Below are 20,563 nucleotides of genomic sequence, written 5' to 3'. Positions count from 1 at the left end.
TGCTGAAATCTTCAACGCAATAAAACGGCGACGCGGTGCTGTGAGGCACCGCGCGCTGGGGAGTGGGTGGATGTGCAGCAGCGGATTACGGCAGGGCGTAGGCCATCACGTAATCGCCGCGATCAGTCGACTGACGTGCGCCGCCAGCGGTGACGACGATGTACTGCTTGCCGGTCTTCGGCGAAACGTAGGTCATCGGGCCGCCCTGGCTGCCGACTGGCAGACGCGCTTTCCAGACTTCTTCGCCGTTGCCGCTGTTGAAGGCGCGCAGGTAGAAGTCCTGGGTGCCGGCAATGAAGATCAGGCCACCCTGGGTCGACAGGGTGCCGCCGAGGGTTGGCAGACCGATCTTGATCGGCAAGTGCATGCGAATGCCCAGAGGACCGGTGTCTTCAACGGTGCCGACCGGAACCTGCCACGCGACTTTCTGGGTCTTCATGTCGATCGCGGTCAACGTGCCGAACGGCGGCGCCTGGCACGGAATGCCGGCCACCGAGAGGAAGCGGTTCTTGTTCACTGCGTACGGCGTGCCTTTGAGCGGCACAGCGCCCATGCCGGTGTTCAGTGCTTCGCCACCGCCTGCGGCCTGGCCCTTGTTCTGCGACGGGATCATCTGAATCCACAGACCCAGGCGCATGTCGTTGACGAAGATGAAACCGTGCACCGGGTCAGTGGAGATGCTGCCCCAGTTCATGCCGCCCAGCGAACCCGGGAAGCTCAGCGATCTGTCAGTACCCGGGGCGGTGTACAGACCCTCGTAGCGCATGCTCTTGAAGTCGATGCGGCAGAGCAACTGGTCATACGGCGTGGCGCCCCACATGTCCGACTCGGTCAGGTGCTGCGCGCCGATCTGCGGCATGCCCACGGATTTCGGCTGGGTCGGCGAGTACGGCTCGTTGGGGATGTTCGCGGCTTTCACCGGTACTTCCTTGACTTCAGTCAGCGGCTTGCCGGTGGCGCGATCGAGCACATAGATCTGCCCGGCCTTGGTGCCGATGACCAGCGCCGGAACGCTTTGGCCGTCCTTGTCGAAGTCGATCAGGCTCGGCTGCATCGGCAGGTCGAAGTCCCACAGATCGTTGTGCACGGTCTGGAACACCCAGCGTTCTTCACCCGTGCTGGCATCCAGCGCGAGGATCGAGGCGCCGTACTTGTGGTCCAGTTCGCTGCGCTCGACACCATAGATGTCGGTGGACGAGCTGCCCATGGGCAGGAACACCGTGTTGGTCGCCGCGTCATAGGACATCGGTGCCCAGCTGTTCGGCGTGCTGCGCACGTAGGTTTTGCCGTCGGCCGGTGCATTGCGATCCTGCGGGTTGCCCGGGTCGAACGCCCAGCGCATGGCGCCGGTGATCACGTCAAACCCGCGAATCACGCCACCGGGCATGTCGCTCTGCACGTTGTCGGCGACGCGACCGCCTACCACCACGGTGGTGCCGGCCATCAATGGCGCGGACGACAACTGATAGTAGCTGTCCGGAACATCCCCCAGACCGGCCTTCAGATCGACCTGACCGTTGTTGCCGAAACCCTGGCAGAACTCGCCGGTGTCAGCGTCGACCGCTATCAGGCGGGCATCGATGGTGTTGGTCAGCAGACGGCGCTGGCAGTTGGCGGCCGGCGCCGGTTTGGCTTCGATGATCGAAGAATTGCTCGGCTGAGCGAGGGTGGCGGTGGCGTCGAAATAAGCCATGCCACGGCAGCGCTGCCAGACTTTCGATTGCGCGTTGATCGCGTTCTTCCACAGCTCTTTACCGGTGTCGGCGTCGAGGGCGATCAGGTTGTTGTGCGGAGTGCAGATGAACACCTTGTTGCCGACCTGCAGCGGGGTGAGCTGGTCTTCGGCGCCGTTGCCATCGCTCTCGGCGACGTCACCGGTGTGGTAGGTCCACGCGACTTTCAATTGGTCGACGTTGTTGCGGTTGATCTGATCGAGCGCGGCGAAGCGGCTGCCACCTTCGGTGTTGCCGTAGTGCGCCCAGTCTTTCTGCGCCTTGGCCGGCTCGACCGGGGTCAGTCCCGGACCGGTGCCAGTGGCCGCAACCGTTGGATGCGCGACGAACATGTTGCCCGCAGCAACCGCCACACCCACGGCGAGCACAGCGGCCACGGCATACGCGCCGCGACCGGCAACGCGGCCATTGGCACGCGCCAGCAGCGGGTAGACCAGCGCGACGACCATACCGATCGCGCTGAACATGAACAGCCGCGAGAACACCGGCCAGAACACCAGCCCGGCGTCAGCCACCGCCCAGATCGCAGTCGCCACGAGAAACGCGGCGAACAGCCAAGCGCCTGCAGTTTTCTTCAGTGCGATCAGCACACCGGAAACGGTCATCGCCAGACCGCCGACCAGGAAGTACCAGGAACCGCCCAGGCTGACCAGCTTCACACCGCCGGCCGCGAGCGCCAGACCGAGCAGGGCGATGATCACGCCAAGGCCGACGAGAATGAACGTTGAAACGCCTGAGACGCGTTGACTGTGGTTCACATTGAAAGTCCCGTTTGAATGAAGCGCGGGATTATAGCGGTAACTAACCATTCAGTTAACCGCAGTTTTGCCATGAAACCCGGCACTTCTGTGAATCAAGCGTGGTGCAGGTTGGGGAAAACGCAAGTCGAGAGGGGTTTCTCGAAGTTTCAGCAGGAGGGGCGAGTCGGGCTTGGAGCTGCAACGCGCATGCCCAAACACCGCAGTGAATTCACCCCTCACCCCAGCCCTCTCCCCGAGGAGAGGGAGCTGATTTGTGGGCTCTTTGAGACCTGTGTTCGCCTCGGTATTTCAGGTCGGTGTAACTCGCACATTCAACTCGGTCAGTTCCTTCTCCCTCCGGGAGAGGGTTAGGGTGAGGGGCTTTTGATCTTTCGGGACTGAGTTCGGCTTGAAATCGGATGATGGTGGGCATGCCCAAAACACCGCAGTGAATTCACCCCTCACCCCAGCCCTCTCCCCGAGGAGAGGGAGCTGATCATCGTGGGCATTCCGAGCTTGTGATCGCCTCGATATCTCAGGTCGGTGTAACTCGCACATTCAACTCGGTCAGTTCCCTCTCCCTTGGGAGAGGGCTAGGGTGAGGGGCTTTCAGGATCGATCACGATGGCGACCTTGCCCTTGGCCCGGCCTTGTTCGACGTAGTGCAAGGCGTCAGCTATCTGATCGAAGCCAAAGATCCGGTCGATCACCGGTTTGATAACCCCAGCCTCGATCAATGCGCTGATCTTCTGCAGCTGAATGCCATCGGCGCGCATAAACAGAAACGCATAACGCACGCCGTGTTTGCGGGCTTTACGGCGAATGCGGCTGCTAAGCACACGCATCACCAGCCCGAGCAGCCAGGACAACCCCCGCTCCCGGGCGAACTGCACAGTCGGCGGTCCGGACAGGGAAATCAGCTGCCCACCCGGTTTCAGCACCTTTAGCGATTTCTCCAGCACATCGCCACCGAGGCTGTTGAGCACTACATCGTAATCGCGCAGTTCGCTGGCGAAATCCTGTTGCGTGTAATCAATCACCACGTCAGCGCCCAGCGCTTTGACCCACTCGACATTCGCCGTGCTGGTAGTCGTCGCGACGAAAGCGCCGAGGTGTCTGGCCAGCTGAATGGCGACTGTGCCGACGCCACCGGAGCCGGCGTGGATCAACACTTTCTGACCCTTTTGCAACCTGGCGACTTCAACCAATGCCTGCCACGCGGTCAACGCCACCAGCGGCATGCACGCCGCCTCGGTCATGTCGAGACGGGCGGGTTTGAGGGCGACCGCTGTTTCGTCGACGGCGATGCGGTGGGCAAACGTGCCGATCCTGTTTTCAGGCGCACGGGCATAAACCTCATCGCCCGGCTTGAACCGCTTGACCGCCGCACCAGTGCCGAGCACCACACCGGCGACATCGTTGCCCAATATCAAAGGCATCTGATAGGGCAGGATCATCTTGAATTCGCCGCTGCGAATCTTCAGATCCAGCGGGTTGATGCTGCTGCCGTGCACTTCGATCAGCACGTCGTTTTCCCCGATCAGCGGTTCGGGGACGTCGCCAATCCGGCCGTTCTGCTTGCCGTAGCGCTCGATGAAAAATGCTTTCATTACGGATGCTCTTGTCGGTAGGAACCCGCCGCACTGGCGGCGGGTCCGGTTGCAGTCAGGCTTGAGGCAGATAACGTGGCGCCACGGCCGACTGGCGAATCTGCCCCAGCAGGCCCTGCCGCGCGGTTTGCAGGGCATCCCAGCGTTCGCTTTCATGCAGCGGCGGGATGGTGACGACTTCGCGACGATCAAAACCGACCAGCGCAGCGTCAACCATGTCGCCGACTTCCATGATGTCGGTCAGCGTGTTGATGTCGATACCGGCGCGGTCCCAGATTTCCGTACGGGTGGCGGCGGGTAGTACGGCTTGCACGTACACGCCTTTCGGCGACAGCTCCAGGCTCAGGCCCTGGGAGAGAAACAGCACGAACGCTTTGGTCGCGCCATACACCGACATGCCGAACTCCGGCGCCAGGCCCACCACCGAACCGATGTTGATGATCGCGCCGTTCCCAGCCTTGGCCAGACGCGGGGCGATGGCGCTGGCCAGCCGCACCAGCGCAGTGGTGTTGAGGGCGACCAGTTGCGCCACGCTGTCAGTGCTTTGTTCGATGAACGTGCCGGACTGCGCGGCGCCGGCATTGTTGACGAGGATGCCGATGCGCGCGTCGTCGCGCAGGCGCGCTTCGACAGTCTGCAGATCGCTGAGCCGGGTCAGATCGGCTTGCAGTACTTCGACATCGACGTTGTATTCGGCACGCAGATTGGTGGCGAGGGCGTCCAGACGCGACTGGTCACGGGCGACCAGCACCAGATCGTGCCCGCGTTGGGCGAAACGTGCGGCGTAGACCGCGCCGATGCCGGTGGAGGCGCCAGTGATCAGAACAGTAGGGCGAGTAGTCATGGTGTCGGCTCTTTTTCAGTAGAAGAGTGATTGCGGGCTTTTAGGATGATGATCGAAATCTAAACTGTCAACGGTTTTGATTATGGCCAACATCTATGTATCATCGAGCCATGACTTTTCAGCGCTGGAGGTATCCAACATGCGCGTATCCAAAGCTCAGGCTCAGGCCAATCGCGAGCACATTGTCGAAACGGCTTCAGTGATGTTCCGCGAACGCGGTTATGACGGGGTTGGTGTGGCTGACCTGATGGCGGCGGCCGGCTTCACCCACGGCGGTTTTTACAAACACTTCGGCTCCAAGGCCGACCTGATGGCCGAAGCCTCGGCCAACAGCCTGGCGCAGTCACTGGCCAGCGCCGAGGCGATGAGCGTGCAGGACTTCATCGATGTGTACGTTTCACGCGACCATCGCGATGGTCGTTCCACCGGTTGCACCATGGCGGCGCTGTGCGGCGATGCGGCGCGGCAGTCGGGGGATGTGAAGACAGCTTTCGCCGAGGGCATCGAGCGCTTATTGCAGATCCTGGGCGAGAAATACCCGGGTGCGCCGCAAGGTGAGGGCAGAAGCAAAATGATCGACCTGCTGGCCCATGCGGTCGGCGCGATCATGCTGTCGCGGGCCTGCCCGGACGACTCGGCGCTGGCCGATGAAATCCTGGCGGTGTGTCACGCTTCGATGACTGAGTCGATGCCCGTGATCGAGACTCAGGAAGAAACCATGCAGGACAGTTGAAGTGAGCAGCTTTAGCGGTGCAGGGCCTTGTCGAGTGCCGCCAGTAACACCTCTTCCTCGAAGGGTTTGCACAGGCACTCGAACGCCTGGTAATGCCCGGTTTCGGCCAGCGCCGCCTCGTCCCAGTGAGCAGACATGCAGATCACCGGAATCTGTCGCGGCAGCGCGCGCATGACGTCGATGCCGGACAGGCCGGGCATGCGCAGGTCCAGCAGCAGACAGGCGATCTCGGCGAAGTCGGCGTCGGCGAGAAACGCTTCGCCGCTGGCATACACCTGCGCGCGATAACCGACGGAACGCAGAAGATTCGACAGGCTTTTGCGCACGGATGCGTCGTCATCAACGATGCAGACGATGGTAGGTCGGGTGCCGTCGGCTGCCGTCGGGCAACCCGCCAGGCCGCTCACGACAGGCTCGATGGGCCAGGCGAAGGCGCAGCGCTGATCAGTCCGTAGAGTTCGACGAGGTTGACCAGCGAGCGGGTCTGCATCTTCGCCATGATGTGTTTACGGTGAACCTTGGCGGTCACCTCACTGGTGCCCAACTGGTTGGCGATCTGCTTGTTCGACAGACCGCCAACTATAAGCGGCAGCACCTCGCGCTCACGCGGCGTCAGTTGCGCTGCCAATTGCCGCACGTGCTGAACCCGTTGCCATTGATCGTACGCCGTCGCCGCGTGCTGACGAGTGTTGCGCAGAATGCCGAGCAGTTCATCGTCATTGAAGGGCTTGGTCAGAAACTCCACCGCGCCGGCCTTCATGGCCTGCACCGACATCGGAATGGTGCCGTGGCCGGTCATGAAGATCACCGGCCACGGCAAGCCGCGCTGGTTCAGTGCCGCCTGCAACTGCAAACCCGTGGCTTCCGGCAGGCTGACGTCGAGCAGCAGGCACGCCGGGCCATTGGCGATGTCGGCGTCGAGCAATTCCTCGGCGGACTGGAAAATCCGGTGTTCGATGCCTTCGGCGCGCAACAAGCGGCTCAACGCGGTACGCACGCAGGCCTCATCGTCGACAATGAACACCGGCACCGATTGCGCATCGACCGGCGGCGGCTGCGCCACGATCGGCGCCGAGGCCAGTGGGTTGAACAGCGGCAGATTGGGTTCGCGGTCTTTCAATAATCGGTAACCTCGACGGGGAACCGTCTGGATGATTTCTTTTTCCCCGAGCAGTTTGCGCAGCGAGGAAATCTGCACTTGCAGATTGTTCTCTTCGACGACGATGTCCGGCCACACCTGATTGATCAGTTCGTCCTTGCTGACGATGCGCCCGTCGGCCTGCATCAGCACCGAGAGTATTTCGAACGCCCGCCCGCCCACGCGCAAGGGCCGGCCATCGAGAAAGGCTTCGCGCCGTTCCAGAGAAATCGTGGCTTGGCCGAGTCGGATCATGCAGGCCTCTGCGTTGCAGGTGAGAAGGACAGGGCGCGGGCGCCGGGTTATCAGGCGTACGCTAGGTGACGGCCTGGCATAAAGCAATTATCCCGAGGGATAAGTCGCGCGCTTTTATAGCCTCAAAAACCACGGTGCGAGGCTCTGGACGGCCATCTTGAGGCCGCAGACGGACATCAGCGCAGCGGCTGGCCCTCTGGCAAAAAAACGCTGCGTATACTTCGCCACCAGCCTGAATCCCATTTCCAGCGGTGAATGTGTATGCCCGGCCAGCCATCCTCATCTGCAATTTCCCGCGCGACCGATGCGCCGATGCTCGATGAACCATGGCTGGACATCTGCCGGTTCAGCCTGCTGCGTCGCGACCATGAACTGACGTGGTTCACCCTCGAAGACAGCCGCTCGGGCCAGACATGGTTTGCCGTACGCGCGCCGATCCAGCGTCCGGCGCTGTGCCAGCGGCTGGAGCGCGACTTCCATGTGCAGCTGCCATCGCAATGGGCGATCAACCCGCTCGCGCTGATTCGTTCGGCGGACGGCCCGGTGCTGGTCTACCCACAGTGGGGCGCGCCGCTGGCGGGATTGCTCGACGCCGCCGGCCTGCCGCTCGGGCGCGTGCTGAACATCGCCGTCGCCGCCGCGAATGCGTTGGCCCACTCTCGGCAACCCGAGACAGCGCAAAACCCTGTGGGAGCGAGCCTGCTCGCGAAAGCGTCAATTCAGCCGACATCGCCCTTGACTGACCCACCGCTTTCGCGAGCAGGCTCGCTCCCACAGAGTGCTTTATTGCCTTGGCATCTGCTGGTCGGCGCTGACGACAGTGTCAGGCTGATGGGCTTTCACACCCAGGCCCAGGAAACCCCGGACAGCGAACTACCGAGCCTCGAACACTGGCCCTATCTGGCGCCGGAGCAGCTGCAGCGCGATGGCGCCGGGTTCGATGAACGCAGCGAGGTGTATGCGCTGTCGGCAATCATCTACGAGGCCCTGGCCGGGCGCCCGCCGCTGACCGCCCGCGACGCCTCGCAATGGTTGCATGTGCATGCCGCCGTCGAGCCATTGTCGCCGGCGCAATACATCCCCGACCTGCCGCAAGGCATTTGTCATGTGCTGCTCAAAGGCCTGGCCAAGGAGCCGGAGGCGCGTTACCAGAGCATCGAATCGCTGGCCGCCGATCTGACCTGGTGCCTGCGCCAATGGCAGAAAAAAGGCCAGATCGAAGCGTTCCGCCTCGGTGCCTTCGATGCACGGGCGACGGCTACGCGCGGCGATGTGCTGTTCGGCCGTGATGACGAGCGCAAGCAACTGCTCGAACAGATCCAGCGCGTGCGCAGCGATGGCATCGCCCGCGTGCTGCTGGTCGCCGGCGCGCCGGGGGCGGGCAAGTCGACGCTGATTCAGCAAGTGCTGCGCACACAAGCACCCGGTTACTGGGCCAGCGGCAAGGTTGAACTGCTGCAAAACGACCGACCCTTCGCGCCACTGGCGCAGATTTTTCAATCGCTGATCAGCCAAGTGTTGACCAAGCCCACGCTGGCCTTGCAGGCCCTCGGGGCGCAGCTGAGCGATACCCTCAAAGGCCGTGGCCGCTTGCTGGTGGACATGGCGCCGGACGCCGAATTGCTGATCGGTACCACCGCCGAATTACCGGACATGCCGGCCCGCCATGCCCTCGACCGAGTCAATCGGGCGCTGCTCGATGTCCTCGAGGTCTTTGCGCAACCGGGGCATCCGCTGCTGTTGTTCATCGATGACGTGCAGTGGGCGGACGACTCGACCCAAGCGTTTCTCAAAGCTTTCATCGCCCGGCCGACGCGGCATTTGTTGCTGATTCTGGCCTATCGCGAGGGCAAGCTACCGCAAGGTCCGGGCAGTTGGCGCGATGACCTGCGCGCCGCCCCGACATTGCCAGTCAGCGATCTTGCATTACGGCCGCTGTCGGCGCAGGCCGTCGCGCAATTGATGGCGATCGAACTCGATGCCGACGTCGATAACCTCGAGGCGCTGGCGCGCGTCGTGCATTTCAAGACCGCCGGCAATCCGTTGTTCGTCAGCCAGGTGGCACGGGCTCTGGTGGATGAGCGTCTGCTGCGTTTCGATGCAACGACGCGGCGCTGGGTGTGGGATCAGGCCGAGGTGAACGGCTATCGCTACGCCGACAATGTGGCCGAATTGATGGTGCACCGCTTGCAGCGTCTGCCGGTCAGTGCACGCGAAGTGCTGCGTACGGCGGGTTACGTCGGTGGGCGCTGTGAAGAAGCGCTGTTGCAGCGACTGCTGCCGGATGATCCAGCGCAATTGCTGCGTGATGTGAATTACCTGGTCAGCGCCGGGTTTCTCCTGCGCGAACCGGGCCAACTGGTGTTTCCCCACGACCGCGTACTCGAGGCGGCCGCTGCCTTGACGGCGCCAGCCGGGCGCGCCGTCGAACATGCGCGCATAGCCGCCGCCATGCTCGATCACTGCGGCGAGCAGCGGCAGGCGCGGGTCTTCGACATTGCCAGTCAGATTCAGCGCAGCGACGTCAACGCGCTGCAACCACCTCGGCGCGCCGATTTCATCCAGCTGTTGATCGAAGCCGCCGAGCGCGCCCGCGCTAGCGCCGCGGTTGAGCAGGCCGTGGAATATCTGCGCAGCGCCGAATTTTTGCTCGGCGACAGCGGCTGGACGCAGCTCTACCCGCAAGCCTTCGCGGCGCGCTGGCTGGCGGCCGATTGCGCGATGTTGCTGGCGGATCTCCCCAGCGCGCAACAGCGCCTCGATGAATGCCTCAACCACGCCGAGACCACACTGGACCGAGCGAAAACCTATCGCCTGCGCGCCAGTCTGCGCACTTTGCACTCCGATTATCACGGGGCGATCAGCGAAGCGTTGAGCGGTCTTGCGTTGCTCGATATCGACCTGCAGCGACAACCCTCGAAAGCGCAACTGGGCGAAGCGTTCGAGCGGGTTCGGCAATTGGTCGGCGCGCGACGGATCGCTGATCTGACCGCATTGCCCAAGGCCAACGAGCCGCGAATCGAAGTGGCGATGGAGCTGCTGAGCACGCTGATCGCCTCATTCTTCGTGCAGGACGATATTGCCTTTCTGCACTTGGCGAAGATGGTCGAGCTGACGTTGCTGCATGGTACGACGCCGAGCAGCGGCTACGGTTTTGCCTGGTACGGCGTGATGATCGCCGACCGCTATGGCGAATATCTGGACGGTGCCGCTTTCGCCGAACTGGCGCTTGAACTCACTGATCTGCATGGCTACGAAGCGGGACGCACCGGCACCTTGGTGGCGCTGGATCAGGTCAGCCCGTGGACCAAACCGATGGCCCACGCCCGGCAGAAGGCTTTCGCCGCGTTCGAATGCGGTCAGGCGGGCGGCGATCTCGGCATGTCGTGTTACGCCTGCAACCATATCGGCTCGGATTTGCTGTTCATGGGCGAACCGCTGCAAAACGTGTTGAACGAACTGGACGTCGGCCTGAGCTGGGTGCGGCAGTTTCACTACATCGACATCGAACGCATTCTGCTGGCGCAACAGGCGTTTGCCAGTGACCTGCGCAATGGGCCTGAGCCTCGTTCGATCGCAGAGCTTGATGCGTTGGAGCATGACCGCTTCGGCCCGCTGGATCGCGGTCGCGTTTCGCAGCCGACACTGTTCTGGAAAGGGTTGTACTCGGGCATGTCGGCGTTCTATTTCGGTGAAGTGCGCTACGCGCTGCGCCGTTTCGAAGACGCCGAGGCGTTGACCTGGTCGCTGCCGGCGCACATCGATCTGGCCCATTACTACCTGTTCTACAGCCTGGCGCTGGCCAGTCCCGATGCGCCGGGCTCTGCCGCGGAAAAATTGCAGAAACTGCAGCAGCAACGTCAGCGTTTCCTGTCTTGGGTGGAGCTCAATCCTTCGACCTTCAGCAACAAACTGCTGCTGGTCGAAGGCGCAATGGCCCGTGTGCGCGGGGAAGGGCTGGTCGCCATTCGCTGCTTCGACCAGGCGCAAATCGCCGCGGCCGCGGCCGGGTTCATCCATGAACAAGCGCTGGCCCATGAGCAATTGGCTGAAGTTTGCCTGGCAAACGGTCTGGTCTCGGGAACGCATCATCACCTGCGCGTCGCCCGCGATTGTTATGTCCAGTGGGGCGCGCAGGCCAAGGCGCGTCAGCTCGAAGCCGCGCATCCGTTTCTGGCTCGCGAGTATTCGCTGGAAACCGTAGCGCCGGTGACGCGGGTGCGCCTTGATCTGGAAGTCGGCATCGAAGCGGCGCGCGCGGTCTCGCAAGAAGTGCTGCTCGATCGGCTGGTGGAAACCTTGATGAATCACTTGATGATTCAGGCCGGAGCCGATCGGGGTGCGCTGTTGTTGGTCGCTGACGGTGAGTTGCAACTGGCCGCTGCCGCGCACGTCGAGGCGGGTAACGTGCGGGTCAGCCAGGACAACCAGCGCCCGTTTGAGCAGATCGCCCCGGTTTCAGTGCTCAATTCGACCATGCGTACGCGCACGCCGATGGTGCTCGACGATGCCCGCGCCGACTGCCCGCAAGCCTACAGCGCTGATCTGCAGCAACGGCAGGCGCGCTCGATGATGTGCCTGCCGTTGCTCAAACAAGGCGCGGTGATTGGTCTGGTTTATCTGGAAAACAGCCTGGTTCCGAAGCTGTTCAGCGCCGAACGCCTGACGATGCTGGAAATCCTTGCCTCGCAGGCGGCGGTGTCGTTGCAGACCGCGCGGTTGTACGCGCAACTGGTCGAAGACAACCGACTGCGGGCGCAGATGGAGGCTGACTTGCGCAGCTCGCGGGCGGAACTGGCGCGTAACGCGCACCTGAAAATGATGGGCGAGCTGTCGGCCTCGATCGCCCACGAAATCAGCCAGCCATTGCTGGGAATCTCATCGAACGCCTCGGCCAGTCTGCGCTGGCTCAAGCGCGACACACCGGATCTCGACGAAGCGATTCAGGGCCTGGAGGACATCCGCGCCGACAGCGCCCGGGCCACCGAGATTGTCCAGGCCTTGCGCGCCTTGGCCAAACAGGCGCCGCTGCAACGGCTGCCGCTTTCGATTGACGTGTTGATTGGCGAGGTAGTGCAACTGACGGCCAGTGATGTGCACAGTCGCAGGGTGAGCTTGCACACCCGGCTCAATGCTGCTGGCCCGGTGTTGGCGGATCGCGTGCAGATCCAGCAGGTAATCTACAACCTGATCACCAACGCACTGGAGGCGATGGCCGGGCAGGGTGTTGTGGATGGGCGGGTGGTTATCGAGTCGACGGTGGCCGATGGGCAGGTCTGTGTGTCTGTGCAGGACAATGGGCCGGGGATTGCCGAGCATCAGCGTGAGGAGATTTTCGACGCATTTTTCACCACCAAAGGCAGTGGCATGGGCATGGGCCTGGCGATTTGCCGAACGGTGATCGGCGCCCATGGCGGGACGTTGCGCGTGGAGGACAGCGAAGAGGGCGCGCGAATCTGTTTCAGACTGCCGCTGGCGCCGGACGCCAGGATCAAAAGCCCCTCACCCTAGCCCTCTCCCGGAGGGAGAGGGGACTGACTGAGGTGTTTGGTCGAGGTACGCCGACTTGCAATACCGAGTTGAATTCAGGGTCGGCAAAAACAAAAGCCCCTCACCCTAGCCCTCTCCCGGAGGGAGAGGGGACTGACTGAGGTGTTTGGTCGAGGTACGCCGAGGTGCAATACCGAGTTGAATTCAGGTTCGGCAAAAATAAAAGCCCCTCACCCTAGCCCTCTCCCGGAGGGAGAGGGGATGACCGTGGTGTTTGGTCGAGGTATGCCGACCTGGGATATCTAGCCGAACCCCGGTGTTGGAAAGCCCACAAATCGGCTCCCTCTCCCTGGGGAGAGGGCTGGGGTGAGGGGTGGATTCACCGCGGGACCTACGTCGACCGCCAGCGCTCTATCACAAAAAAAAGCCGCGAAAATCGCGGCCAAAAGGGAGGAGTGAACAAAACTCTTTGGAATCCGACTCAAGGCCGCAGTTCCGTCAACCGCGCGCCTATCGTCGAGTTCAGCAGCCCATCGCTAAGCCGCCAGACATCCGCCTCAACCACCGCCACCCGCGCCCGGCACATCGCCTGTCGCCAGACCTTCGGTGGCATTCCCACCATGCGTCCAAACGTGCGCGTGAAGTGCGAGTGATCGGAAAAACCGCATTCGTAAACAATGTCGGTAATCGCCATCGAGGTCAGCAGCAAGCCCTTGGCCTTGTCGATCTTCATCTTCAGCATCCATTCCTGCGGCGAGCAGCCAGTCACGATCTTGAACGCCCGGGAAAAATGACTGCGCGACAGGTTGCAGTGCTCGGCAATTTCGCTGACCCGCAGGCTGCGGCTCAGGTCGCGCAGCATGTAGGCCTTGGCGCGGCGTTCCTGCCAGCCGGACAGCGCGCCCAAGGGGCGCGCGGGGTGGCAGGGGTGGTCTGACTTCACCGATTGCGGGTTCATGGCGGCTCTCCTGATCGATGGGCAAAGTCTCGCCGCCAGCGACATTTAAAGTCCTTAAACAAACCTTAAAAGTTATGAAGCGCAGACCTCAGGCGTGGAACGGGTAATCGACGTAGCCGCGCTGATCGCCGCCGAAGAAACTGCTCGGATCCGGTGTGTTCAGCTCAAGGCCATCGTGCAACCGACGTGGCAGGTCCGGGTTCGCCAGAAATGGCCGGCCGAAGGCAATGATGTCGGCGCGATCAGCGCTCAAGGCCTGTTCGGCGGACTCGGCGTCGTAACCGCCGGCGAGGATCAGGACGCCGTTCCAGGTCTGGCGCAACTGGGCGATGATCGCGTCCCAGCGCGGGTCGAAGTTCTCGTCCTTGACCGTGCCGACCATGGCCGGCTCGACCAAGTGCAGGTAGGCCAGATTCCACTGATTGAGCGCTTCGACCAGATAACCGAAGGTCGCTTCAGGCGTGTCATCGCCCATGCCCATGAAGCGGCCCATTGGCGTCAGGCGCACGCCGACGCGTTCGGCACCGACTTCGTCAGCGACGGCGGCGACTACTTCCAGCAGAAAGCGCGCACGGTTTTCCACGCTGCCGCCATAGGCGTCGTTGCGCTGATTGCTGTTGCTGTTGAGGAATTGATCGAGGAGGTAACCGTTGCCGGCATGGATTTCCACGCCGTCCATGCCAGCGTTCAAGGCGTTGCGCGCGGCGCGGCGATAGTCTTCGACGATGGCGGCGATTTCCGCTGTTTCGAGGGCGCGCGGTACCGGCACATCACCCCACACGCCATTGCCTTGTTCATCGACGATAAAGGTCTTGCCCGGCACAGGCAGTGCGCTCGGTGCCACCGGCAAACCGGCGTCAGGCTGGAAGCTCGGATGCGAGACCCGGCCCACATGCCACAGCTGCATGAAGATCAGGCCATGGGCCGCGTGCACCGCCGTGCTGACTTCACGCCACGCCTGCACTTGTGCGTCGGTGTAGATCCCCGGCGTCCACGCATAGCCCTGGCCCTGTTGGGAAATCTGCGTGGCCTCGGTGATGATCAGCGCGGCACTGGCACGTTGGCGGTAGTACTCGGCGTTCATCGCGGTCGGAACAGCGCCCGGTTGACCGGCGCGTGAGCGCGTCAGGGGCGCCATCGCTACGCGGTGGGCAAGGGTGTAAGGGCCGAGGGCGATCGGTTGGAACAGGCGACGGGTCATGGGTAGCTCCGGATTTCGATGAGTAGGGTTCAAGCGCGGCAGCCAGGTGCCGCGCGCTGTGCAGCTAACTTAACCGGGGGTGGCGGAGCTGATAATCCGTGGCCGGCGCTACGCAGTTTTGCGCGCAGCGCAACGGCACCCGCGCTCATCCATGACGAGCGCGGGCGTGATTCAGGCGGGTGGGGTCGAGCGGGTCAGCGGCAGGTTCAGCCAGCGCCGGCCCGTGGCATTGCTGACCGCGTTGCCGAGGGCGGCAGCCATTGGCCCTTGAACGATTTCGGCGGCGCCGAGGAAGGGTTCGCCCGGTTGATCGAGCAGGTGCACATCGACTTTTTTCGGCAATTGCGTAAAACGCAGGATCGGATAACCGCTACAGTCGTAGCTGCGAATACCGCCGGCGTCGTAGGCGACTTTTTCGTAGAGCGTCCAGCTCGCCGACTGGACGATGCCGCCCTCGACCTGATTGCGCAGGCCATCAGGGCTGACAATCTGGCCGACGTCGACCGCCGTCACCACATGATCGACGCGGATCTCGCCGGTCTGCGGATGCACCCGCAGTTTCACCGCGAGGGCGCAGTAACCCATGATGTTCTTGTAGCGGGCGAAGGCAAAACCGATCCCCGCGCCGGGTTCGCTGCCCTTGTGTGGCCAACCGATTTCGTCACGCACGCGCTCTATGACGGCACGGGCGCGCGGGTCGCTCAGATGCGTCAGGCGCAACGCCACCGGGTCGAGCCCGCTCTGGATCGCCAACTCATCGATACCCGCCTCGATGGCGAAGATATTGATGTGCGCGCCGAGCGAACGCATGGCCGAGGTGCGGAAGGGCATCGTCGTGACGAAGTTCATGTTGATCCGCGTCGCGCCCAGTTCATACAGCGGCACCGCGTTGCGATCGCCGTCACCTTCGGGCTGGGCGATCGGCACCGAGGGCGCCGAGGTGAAGGGTTTGGCCAACAGACGCGCCGGCAGCAGGCGCCCGGCATTGACGATGCGTTCGTTGTGCGGCGTGGTCCACAGCTCGTAGTTCCAGTCCTGCAAACGGCCCTGACTGAGGCCAGCATCGAGCTCGGTGACCATCGCCGAACTGTACGGCTCCCAGAGATTTTCCTGCTCGCGCATCCATTGCACACGCACCGGCGTGCCCGGCAAACGCATGGCGATCAATGCCGCATCGGCGGCGGCATCATCGGCGCCGTTATGGCCATAGCAGCCCGAGCCCTCGGTATGAATGCAGCGCACACGCTCCGGCGGCAGACGAAGCATTTCGGCGATGCCGGCGCGCAGCGGATAGACGCCCTGGGTGTGAGTCCAGACCGTGAGCAGGCCATCGTTGAACCAGGCCACCGCGCAGGACGGGCCGATCGAGCCATGCATCAGATACTGCTTGGTCACCCGCGCCTTGAAGCGTGTCTCGCTTGCGCCGCCGGGATTGCCGTTGTTGCTGATCGGGTAGCGCTTGGAGGGCAATTGCTTGAGCAAATCGTGAATCCCGGCGGCTTCGGGAATCGCCTCGCCCCCGCTCCACTTGGCGCCCTCCATGCCGCTGCGCATGGCCTTGATCGCTTGCCATTCATCACGGGCGACCACGGCCAGATAGTTGCCGTCGCGGATCACTTTGACCACGCCGCTGAGCGCTTCAATCGATGCCGTATCGAATGCCTGCAGCGTGCAGCCGGGGCGCGGTGGACGGATCACTCGCGCATGCAGCATGCCCGGCAGGCGCATGTCCTGCACGAACGCCGCGCCGCCGCTGACCTTGGCCGGAATGTCCAGACGCGGCAGGTTGTGCCCGATCAGCTTGAAGTCGGCCGCCGCCATCGCCGGTGATTGCGCCTTGGCGTATTGGTGCACATCGACATGCCTGACCGCGTCGGCGTACGCCATGCGTTGCCCGCTCGGGCCTTCGATAATGCCGTCGCGAGTGCTCAGTTGCGCAGCGTCGACTTGCCAACTGCGCGCGGCGGCATCGACGAGCATTTCGCGCACCTGCGCAGCGGCGTTGTACAGCGCGGTGCCGCTGTCGAAAATGCTGTGGCTGCCGGCGGTGTAGCCTTCGTTGGGCGTCAGTGCGGTGTCGGCGGTGAGCAAATTGACGGCGCTGGCCGGTACCTGCAAACGCTCGGCGGCGATTTGCAGCAATGCGGTTTTCACCCCGGTGCCCAGTTCGACTTTGCCGGTGTACACGGTGATGCCGTCGGCGCCGATGCGAATCCACGCGTCGAGGTAAGGGTTGGTGCGCAGACTGCCGGGTAGATCGGGGGCCAGCACCACGGTGCCGAGGGTGTCGACTTCGGTGTCGGCCAAGGCCCGCCGCGCTACCGGCATCAGGGTGAAGGCCATCAGCAGCGCGCCGCCGCGCAGGAACGCCCGGCGGCTGGGGTTCAAGCCATTTGCTTCGCTCATGTCAGGCTCCCGTCGTGTCCGGCCACCTGTTTGATCGCCTCGATGATGCGCAAGTGCGTGCCGCAGCGGCACAGATTGCCGGCCATGTGCTCACGAATGGTTTGCTCGTCCGGGTGCGGATCGCGTTCAAGCAACGACTGGGCGCGCATCAGCATGCCGGCGATGCAGTAACCGCATTGCGCCGCCTGCTTGTCGATGAACGCGGTTTGCAGCGGGCCGGGTTCCTCGGCACTGCCGAGGCTTTCCACGGTGCGGATCTTTTTCCCTTCAAGGCCGGCGCATGGCGTCAGGCAGGCGAACACCGGCTTATCGTCGACGATCACCGTGCACGCGCCGCACTGGCCCAGGCCGCAGCCGTACTTGGCGCCGTTGAGGTTCAAGTGATTGCGCAGCGCGTACAGCAGCGGCATGTCCGGTTCCAGCTCCAGCGCTTGGGCGGCTCCATTGACGGTGAGAGTGATCTGGCTCATTTCGTCTCCTGACGTAACGCTTCAATAGTGGAAGAGAGGTCGGCCCACGGTTGGTCGGGTCTGGCTTGTTCGCGCAGGTACGCGGCGAGTGCGCCGAGCTGGGCGTTGTCGAGGCTGGCGGCGAACGGCGGCATCACCGGGCCGGGTGCGCCGGGAATGGCGGGCACGCCCTCAAGCACGGTCTTGAGAAAGTTGCGCGAACTGGCCGCTTGCAGGGCCGAGGTGTTTTGCAGACCGGGGCGTCCGTCGATTTCACGCATCGGCGCGGCGGGTGCGTGGCATCCGGCGCAGGGGCTGCTGAAGAGCAGGGGGGCGCTGCTGTGATCCGGTGGGCTGCTTGGTTTTTTCGGCGTGGTTTCGGTCACTGCGTGGGGGCTCTGCAGGCTCAACAGGTAGTCGGCGGTCGCCTCGGCTTCACTGGCCGGCAAGCGCGCCAGACTCAGGCTGACCGGACGCATCGGCCCGGCGGGTGTGCCGTGGCCCTCGACGACGTCGGCGCGCAGATAGCCGACCAATTGCTCGCGATTCCATGGATTGGCGCGTTGGCCGAGGCCGACCAGCGCCGGGGCCTCCCAGCCATCGACGCTGCCGCCCTGCAGATATTCCGAGGATTTCTCCGCGCCGATCAGGTTCAGCGGCGAATGGCAGCCGGCGCAGTGGCCCGGGCCGTCGACCAGGTAGCGTCCGCGATTCCATGCCGCGCTGTGTTCGGCCAGTGGCGTCAAAGGCTCGCCATGCAGAAACAGCAGGTTCCAGAACGACACCAGCGGGCGGATGTTCATCGGGAAGTTCATCTGGTTCTGCCTGGCGGGGGCGTGTACGGCGGGGCCGCTCATCAGGTAGGCGTAGGCATCGGCGATGTCCGCTGCGCTCATGCGCCGGTAGTGCACATAGGGAAAGGCCGGATAGAGAAAGTGGCCGTCGCGGGCAATGCCTTCGCGCATCGCCCGTTCAAATGCCGGCAAAGACCACTGGCCGATGCCGGTCTGCGCATCCGGGGTGATGTTGGTGCTGTACAGCGTGCCGAACGGCGTTACCAGCGGCAGCCCGCCGGCCAGGTATTCGCCGCCGGGGCGGGTGTGACACACCGCACAGTCACCGGCCTCGACCACCCGTGCGCCGCGCTGCAACTGCGCGCTATCGAATGACGTAGGCCGTTTGATCGGGGCGATCGCCGGGCGCCACATCAGTGCGACGGCGACGCTCAGGCCGATCACCGCGAGCACAGCCACGCTGATCCACAGGGTTCTGGATTTGAGTAGTTGGCTGTTCATGGTTGGCAGAAAAATGCGGCGGGCAGTGGCAGGACGAGTGAAGTGCGGGTCATGGAAACGCTCCTTGTAGCAGCCGGGGAAGGGCGCCGATGCGGACGTCTGCGCCAGGGCCAAAGCGTAGAGAAGACGCTTGCGGCAGAGAATCACCGGCCCGCGCAACAGCGCGTTGCGCCAGAAGCAACGTTGCGCTCGACGCATCAGTGCGTTGCCCCTGGTACGGATTCTCGCCGCCGCCGGGTGACCGTAGCCTTGGCACCACTTTCCCGAACTCAACGAGGTGTCACCATGCTTACGGGCAACCCTGCCGTTGCGGCCCCGGCCGAACAGCCTGCTTCACTCTCCGGCCTGATGGTCGCGTTTCTGGCCTTCTGCTGCGGCGCGGTCGTCGCCAACCTGTATTACGCGCAGCCCATCGTCGAACTGATCGCGCCGCAGATCGGCCTGTCCAGCGCCAATGCCAGTCTGATCGTCTCGCTGACCCAGTTCGGTTATGCGCTGGGTTTGTTGCTGCTGGTGCCGCTAGCCGACCTGATGGAGAACCGCCGTCTGGTAGTCGGTTTCACCCTCGCTGCCAGCGTGACGCTGCTGTGCGCTGGCCTGACCCATTCGCCGTCGCTGTTTCTGATCTTGTCCTTGCTGATCGGCCTGACCTCAGTCGCCGTGCAGATTCTTGTGCCGCTGGCCGCGCATCTGGCCCCGGAAGCCAGTCGTGGGCGCGTGGTCGGCAATATCATGAGCGGCTTGCTGCTGGGGATTTTGCTGTCGCGTCCGCTCTCGAGTCTGTTGGTCGAAGTGTTCGGCTGGCGCGGGGTGTTTTACAGCGCGGCGGCACTGATGGCGGTGATCGCGTTGATTACCGCTGTGGCATTGCCGCGTCGGGTGCCGACGCACAAAGCCACTTACGTCGCGTTGATTGGTTCGGTGTTTGCCCTGGCTCGGCGCTTTCCGGTGTTGCGTCAGCGTTCGCTGTATCAAGGCTTGCTGTTCGCCAGTTTCAGCCTGTTCTGGACCCTCGCGCCGATCGAGCTGATGCGTCATCACGGTTTCAGCCAGGCACAAGTGGCGATCTTTGCGCTGGTCGGAGCGGTGGGTGCGATTGCCGCGCCGATTGCCGGACGTCTGGCCGATGCCGGGCACGGTCGTCGCGGTACCCTGGTGGCGTTGCTGCTGGCACCGTTGTCTCTGTTGATCGCCGCGCTGCCGGGCAGTGGTTATGTGTGGCTGGTGGTGTGTGCGGTGCTGCTGGACTTTGCCGTACAACTGAACATGGTGCTCGGCCAGCGCGAGGTCTACGCCCTCGACCCGCACAGCCGCGCCCGTCTCAATGCGGTGTACATGACCAGCATCTTCGTCGGCGGCGCTCTCGGGTCACTGGTCGCCAGCCCGCTGTACGAACACTTCGGCTGGAACCTCTCGGCCATGGCCGTGGCGGTGCTGCCGGCACTGGCGCTGGCGTTGTTCCTGGGTCAGAAAGCTGACCGCAGCTGAATTTCAAAACAACACAAAACCCATGTAGGAGTGAGCCTGCTCGCGATGGCGGAGTGTCAGCCAATACACATGGCACTGAGAGGCCGCTATCGCGAGCAGGCTCGCTCCCACAGGGTTTTCGGTACACCGCGTGATCCCTGACCCACCCCAAAACCATTGTAGGAGTGAGCCTGCTCGCGATGGCGGAGTGTCAGCCAATACACATGGCACTGAGAGGCCGCTA

13 protein-coding genes are annotated in these 20,563 nt (G+C 63.2%); 3 read left to right on the top strand and 10 right to left on the bottom strand.

Annotated elements, in window-relative coordinates:
- Positions 1-85: 85 nt before the first annotated feature.
- The 3 genes from AEQ63_RS07135 to AEQ63_RS07125 all read right to left on the bottom strand — a co-directional run bounded on the left by AEQ63_RS07135 (position 86) and on the right by AEQ63_RS07125 (position 4,927).
- Entirely contained in the window at positions 86-2,491 is a 2,406-nt protein-coding gene (locus AEQ63_RS07135) for a glucose/quinate/shikimate family membrane-bound PQQ-dependent dehydrogenase (protein ID WP_152972334.1), read from the bottom strand.
- A 575-nt stretch (positions 2,492-3,066) separates the two neighbouring features.
- Positions 3,067-4,083 (bottom strand): NADP-dependent oxidoreductase, encoded by a 1,017-nt coding sequence (locus tag AEQ63_RS07130; RefSeq protein WP_064362451.1) that lies wholly within the window; start codon positions 4,081-4,083, stop codon positions 3,067-3,069.
- 55 nt (positions 4,084-4,138) lie between these two features.
- The gene (locus tag AEQ63_RS07125; RefSeq protein WP_064362449.1) at positions 4,139-4,927 is read right to left on the bottom strand and encodes an SDR family NAD(P)-dependent oxidoreductase; all 789 of its coding nucleotides are present in this window, start codon (positions 4,925-4,927) and stop codon (positions 4,139-4,141) included.
- A 139-nt stretch (positions 4,928-5,066) separates the two neighbouring features.
- Here AEQ63_RS07125 and AEQ63_RS07120 point away from each other — a divergent pair, with 139 nt between their 5' ends.
- On the top strand, positions 5,067-5,660 hold the full coding sequence (locus AEQ63_RS07120) for a TetR/AcrR family transcriptional regulator (RefSeq protein WP_064362448.1): 594 nt from the start codon (positions 5,067-5,069) through the stop codon (positions 5,658-5,660).
- Positions 5,661-5,671: 11 nt separating this feature from the next.
- Here AEQ63_RS07120 and AEQ63_RS07115 read toward each other — a convergent pair whose 3' ends face one another.
- On the bottom strand, positions 5,672-6,067 hold the full coding sequence (locus tag AEQ63_RS07115; protein ID WP_223259153.1) for a response regulator transcription factor: 396 nt from the start codon (positions 6,065-6,067) through the stop codon (positions 5,672-5,674).
- Entirely contained in the window at positions 6,064-7,053 is a 990-nt protein-coding gene (locus tag AEQ63_RS07110; protein WP_064362447.1) for a response regulator, read from the bottom strand. Before AEQ63_RS07110 ends, AEQ63_RS07115 begins: the two co-directional genes overlap by 4 nt.
- 351 nt (positions 7,054-7,404) lie before the next feature.
- On the opposite strand from AEQ63_RS07110, the gene AEQ63_RS07105 reads away from it, so the two are divergent.
- The gene (locus AEQ63_RS07105; protein WP_064362475.1) at positions 7,405-12,564 is read left to right on the top strand and encodes an AAA family ATPase; all 5,160 of its coding nucleotides are present in this window, start codon (positions 7,405-7,407) and stop codon (positions 12,562-12,564) included.
- A gap of 460 nt (positions 12,565-13,024) precedes the next feature.
- Here the strand turns inward: AEQ63_RS07105 and AEQ63_RS07100 are convergent, their stop codons facing one another.
- From AEQ63_RS07100 to AEQ63_RS07080, 5 genes are all read right to left on the bottom strand, one after another.
- Entirely contained in the window at positions 13,025-13,501 is a 477-nt protein-coding gene (locus AEQ63_RS07100) for a helix-turn-helix domain-containing protein (protein ID WP_064362445.1), read from the bottom strand.
- Between the two features lie 88 nt (positions 13,502-13,589).
- Positions 13,590-14,702, bottom strand: coding sequence for an alkene reductase (locus AEQ63_RS07095; protein ID WP_064362442.1), 1,113 nt, complete (start codon positions 14,700-14,702; stop codon positions 13,590-13,592).
- A 171-nt stretch (positions 14,703-14,873) separates the two neighbouring features.
- A complete protein-coding gene (locus AEQ63_RS07090; protein ID WP_064362441.1) occupies positions 14,874-17,108 on the bottom strand; it encodes a xanthine dehydrogenase family protein molybdopterin-binding subunit in 2,235 nt (744 codons plus the stop codon).
- Positions 17,105-17,578 (bottom strand): (2Fe-2S)-binding protein, encoded by a 474-nt coding sequence (locus tag AEQ63_RS07085; protein ID WP_064362440.1) that lies wholly within the window; start codon positions 17,576-17,578, stop codon positions 17,105-17,107. The genes AEQ63_RS07090 and AEQ63_RS07085 overlap by 4 nt, the downstream gene beginning before the upstream one ends.
- Positions 17,575-18,852, bottom strand: coding sequence for a c-type cytochrome (locus AEQ63_RS07080; protein WP_064362472.1), 1,278 nt, complete (start codon positions 18,850-18,852; stop codon positions 17,575-17,577). The genes AEQ63_RS07085 and AEQ63_RS07080 overlap by 4 nt, the downstream gene beginning before the upstream one ends.
- Positions 18,853-19,137: 285 nt before the next feature.
- On the opposite strand from AEQ63_RS07080, the gene AEQ63_RS07075 reads away from it, so the two are divergent.
- The gene (locus AEQ63_RS07075; protein ID WP_064362438.1) at positions 19,138-20,340 is read left to right on the top strand and encodes an MFS transporter; all 1,203 of its coding nucleotides are present in this window, start codon (positions 19,138-19,140) and stop codon (positions 20,338-20,340) included.
- Positions 20,341-20,563: the final 223 nt, after the last annotated feature.

Origin of the sequence: Pseudomonas sp. RIT-PI-o, assembly GCF_001297215.1 — a bacterium.
In the GTDB taxonomy this organism is placed as follows: domain Bacteria; phylum Pseudomonadota; class Gammaproteobacteria; order Pseudomonadales; family Pseudomonadaceae; genus Aquipseudomonas; species Aquipseudomonas moraviensis_A.
This window is presented reverse-complemented; position numbering and strand designations above follow the sequence as displayed.